Here is a 3,886-nt window from a genome sequence, read left to right as displayed (position 1 = left end):
TGCTAAAAAAGGCTCATAATCAATACCGATTAGTCGTTTGGCTTCTTGGGGATGTGATTCGATTCTTGCTAAAGGGCTTGTCATTACTAGCTGTAAAAATCTTTGATTGTTCTTTATTGTTTCACACAGTTTATATTAAGGATAAGTCTATTGTTTACCATGCTTGGGATACAAACATGGAAGCACGACGGATGTGTTTAGATCAACTGCTCTGGACGCCTTCTGGGCCGCGTTGCGAGGGTCCAACCTGGACGCCACAGACACTTTTGACATCCTCACCAAGCGGCACCTAAAGAAACGAAAGAGAGGAGGACGGGCAAGATGCCCATCCCACAAGAGTTTTAATACTAACGAAAGTACAAACTAGATATGGAGCAGCTTAAGAGAGCGATCGCCCAAGGGGCACCAGCGTTCGCGTAGCGTCTCGCAGAGAAGCTGATCGCTAAAAATCTCTTGATCGATTGTGAGTGGTAAGCTCTGTATGAAGGATTCCTTCCCCTTCTAAGGTTGGCATGGGAGGGTTCACTTCAACCATTAAGACATTGGCTGCATTGATAAAAACTGTCCGCTCTGCTGTCTGAATGACCCACCAGTTTTCTTTGAGAAAGCGCCGTATCACCTGACGGTTGTCAGAACGAGTGATGTCAGGCTCCACAGGAGAGGAAATATCGAAAGTCCGGCTTTGTCCATTGACAAAGTGAAATGTCATGGATAGGTCTTCCGGCATAATAGGTTTTTGGCTGTGTATCATCTGAGTCTCTCTACAGAAAGGAGGTTATTCCCGACGCTCTTGATAATCTTCGGAAGACATGGGGTCTAAATCCCATCTTTTATCATCACGCTCTTCCAAAATATCGTTAGTCCGGAGAAATACCTGATCGTCATACTCGATGCCGACAGCCGCTCCTAGTTCTTCAACAATATTTTGATCGGGAGTCGCAACTGTTCCCCCTACAGCCTCATCACCCACCAAATGAGCCTGATCCCAACGAGCATCCACATCACCCCCCGTTAGTTCAGGGCCTGTTGCTGTATATTCGTCCATCCGGTCGTGCATCGTTCGTCCGCCGATTTCTAGACCGGGCTCTAAGGAAACACCGGTTCCATAAGATTCGGTAATTTCCTGGGGTAAATCGGAAATTATTGGTTCGCCATTATCTTCAATAGGTATATCCGAAAGCCTAATTGTTCTATCGGTTGTCTTAGCTTCGTTTGCTGTTTTGTTTTTAATCTCACCCATAATTTTCCTATGAATCTTCTGAATGCTTATAGATGCAACATATCTAAAAAGAAGATGCACCAGAATCCACAAATAGGAAGAGAAATGGCTTAATCGATTGTCTCCGTAGATAGGTTATTGATTGCCCTTATTTCTAACCAGCAAATTTGAGTGATGCTTGCCTCTGTTCGAGACGCTACGTGAATGCTTTCTCTGTAGTGGTTCTGGTTCGCCGTAGGTATCGCCCTCGCAGCTAGGGGGAGCGAGAAAGGGAGTTTGGGGTGTTACTGTCGATGCTGAAGCGGTAAGAATTACCTCGCCCTTAGCACCGTAAACCCAACCTTGCGCTTCTACAAGTTCGGGTTTGGCAGGTGCAGTAGGGATAATGGGAGCAGTGCGATCGCCAGCAGTGATATTGATATCACCACCACCAGACTGAACAGAAGTCGCCAAAATATCTCCCCGGCTCGATTGCAAATCATCACGGACATTAATCGAGATATTGCCAGCTCTGTTGGCACCTTGGCTGCGACTACTGATGAGTCCATCGTTTGTTAGAGAGAGGGAGTTTGCTTGTAACTGAATATTCCCACCAAATCCGTCACCGAAACTCGTTGCTGAAATAGTTCCAGCATCTTGGAGCGTTAATTGTCCAGTTGTTACAATAAGATTACCCGCAGAGGCTTGACCATAAGCTTGTGTAGAAAGAAGCCCGTTAGTTGCCACATTCACTGAATCTGTAGCAGTTACAGTTAAGTTTCCTGAATTGCCTTGAGTAAAATTTCCTTGTGCTGCGGCGTTGACGCTATTACGAATAAGTTCAATCGACTCCGGTGAATAGATATTGGGGTCAAGAAAGCTGAAGTCAAAGGTACTCGCATCAAGGCTACTACTAAAAACTTTGCCTGAATTTTGGATATTTAAAGTTTTTGTTTCTATGGAGAGGTTGCCTCCCGCACCCGTGCCGAGAGTCCCTGTTGATAAGAGACCGCTATCAGTTACATTGACGGAGTTTGCTGCTTTTACAATGAGATTTCCGGCATTTCCTTGACCCGCAGTACTGGTTATTACGCTACCTCCATTACGAATAGTAAGCGTACCCGTGTTTATTGAGAGGCTGCCTCCAGTTCCCGAACCAAATGAAGCAGCAGATATAATACTTCTAGTGCCTGCTACGGTTACCGAGTCGGAGCTGTTTATAGCGATGCTTCCGGCACTTCCGCGATCAATGGTGCCCGTATCAATTTTTCCTCCGTTTTGCAAGGTTAGGTTTCGGGTATTGATCGCAATCGTCCCCCCCGATCCCGTCATTGTAGATAAACTCAGAAGAGAACCCCGATCCAAATTTACAAACTCTGTAGCTTGCACACTCAAGTTGCCAGCATTCCCCGACTCAGATGCGGTAGTGATTTCTGCTCCATCCCGAACCTGCAATTGCCCCGTTCGGATATTGAGATTGCCCGCATTTCCTCCAATAGAAAAGGTACTGACTTCTGCTTGATCTGAAACGAGCCTGGAGTCAAGATATTGACAGGTGCATTGAAGGTAATGTTGTTAGTGGCTTGGAGAATCACATTGGCGGGTGCAGCGTTGAGGGTACCATTGGTGATCGTGTTGTTGACACCTGGATCGGCAAACTGATCGTTCGCCGCAAGTTCAGCTGGATTATTGGCACCTGCAACCACTGTGATATTAGTAGGGTCTAAAAGCAAAGTTCCAATTTGACCTTGAATCGCAGATAAGTCCGCTACGCCAGCATAGTCAAGAAAGCTCTTACCCGATACTTCAACAAATCCACCATTCCCCGATTGAGTACCACCACGGGCACTGATTTCGCCGTAGAATCGGGTACTCTCATCAGACCAAACAATTACTCTCCCACCATTGCCACTACCCAGAGCATCCGCATTAATCGTTACATCTTGACCTACAAAGCTACGCGATGCATTCGGAACTGTACCTTTCCCCTGATAATCTCCCCCAATTAATACCGTACCGCCACCGCCTGGAGCTGAAACATCAATTAGAGCATTGTCTAATAAAGCGATGCGATCGCCCAATACTTGTACTGTCCCTCCGGGTGCTACCAATTGCCCAGTACTGGTAACAGTTGTGCCAAATAGCGTGATATTTGCATTGGGTTTCACAGCCAAATTTCCAGCATTATTAATTGCTCCAGAGGCCTGTATTCCATGTTGCACACCAAGCGGTGTACTGATTGTTAGCAGGGGTTGAGATGCCGTGTCAGTTACCTTGAACTGAGTGCCATCAGCAAAAACGATGCGATCGCTGGTACTGGCAGTAAAGGAACCCCCAATATCTAAGCGGGCATTTGAGCCAAAGAGAATCCCATTAGGATTGAGGAGAAATAGATTCGCTGTGCCATTGGCTCGACTTAAACCATCAATCTCTGACGCTGAACTCCCAGTTACACGGCTGAAGATATTCTCAATTAACGGTGCATTGTTGAAGTAAGCAGCATTGCCTGTAGGAACAGAGAACTGTGAAAAACTGTGGAAGAGGTTGCTTCCCGCTTGTGCGCCTCCTGTAATTTCCCACACATTACCCGATCGCGTAATATTCGTGGGCACAGTACCATCCAAGGTAATTTGTGCAACCACTGGGCTAGTGGTTATAAGATAGCCTAGAGAAATTCCAGCCACCATC

General features: G+C 46.4%; 4 protein-coding genes and 1 pseudogene. 1 reads left to right on the top strand and 4 read right to left on the bottom strand.

The window, feature by feature from the left end; genetic code table 11:
• Positions 1 to 293, top strand: a pseudogene (locus tag V6C93_RS12260) (hypothetical protein); the annotation flags it as partial.
• A 149-nt stretch (positions 294 to 442) separates the two neighbouring features.
• Here the strand turns inward: V6C93_RS12260 and V6C93_RS12255 are convergent.
• The 4 genes from V6C93_RS12255 to V6C93_RS12240 all read right to left on the bottom strand — a co-directional run.
• On the bottom strand, positions 443 to 751 hold the full coding sequence (locus tag V6C93_RS12255; RefSeq protein WP_333476943.1) for a hypothetical protein: 309 nt from the start codon (positions 749 to 751) through the stop codon (positions 443 to 445).
• Between the two features lie 24 nt (positions 752 to 775).
• Positions 776 to 1,240 carry a DUF6335 family protein gene (locus V6C93_RS12250; protein WP_333476942.1) on the bottom strand — a complete coding sequence of 155 codons (465 nt, stop codon included), beginning with the start codon at positions 1,238 to 1,240 and terminating at the stop codon, positions 776 to 778.
• A 114-nt stretch (positions 1,241 to 1,354) separates the two neighbouring features.
• Entirely contained in the window at positions 1,355 to 2,530 is a 1,176-nt protein-coding gene (locus tag V6C93_RS12245; RefSeq protein WP_333476941.1) for a hypothetical protein, read from the bottom strand.
• A 59-nt stretch (positions 2,531 to 2,589) separates the two neighbouring features.
• The coding region (locus V6C93_RS12240) for a filamentous hemagglutinin N-terminal domain-containing protein (protein ID WP_333476940.1) at positions 2,590 to 3,886 on the bottom strand (1,297 nt) is incomplete at its 5' end.

The organism is Allocoleopsis sp., assembly GCF_036703385.1.
Lineage (GTDB): Bacteria > Cyanobacteriota > Cyanobacteriia > Cyanobacteriales > Coleofasciculaceae > Allocoleopsis.
The sequence above is the reverse complement of the archived record's forward strand: the minus strand, read 5'-3'. Positions and strand labels throughout refer to the sequence as shown.

Excerpts from the sequence above, each read along its gene's own strand:
- V6C93_RS12255 (WP_333476943.1), bottom strand. The coding sequence starts at position 751 with ATGATACACAGCCAAAAACCTATTATGCCGGAAGACCTATCCATGACA.
- V6C93_RS12250 (WP_333476942.1), bottom strand. The coding sequence starts at position 1,240 with ATGGGTGAGATTAAAAACAAAACAGCAAACGAAGCTAAGACAACCGAT.
- V6C93_RS12245 (WP_333476941.1), bottom strand. The coding sequence starts at position 2,530 with ATGACGGGATCGGGGGGGACGATTGCGATCAATACCCGAAACCTAACC.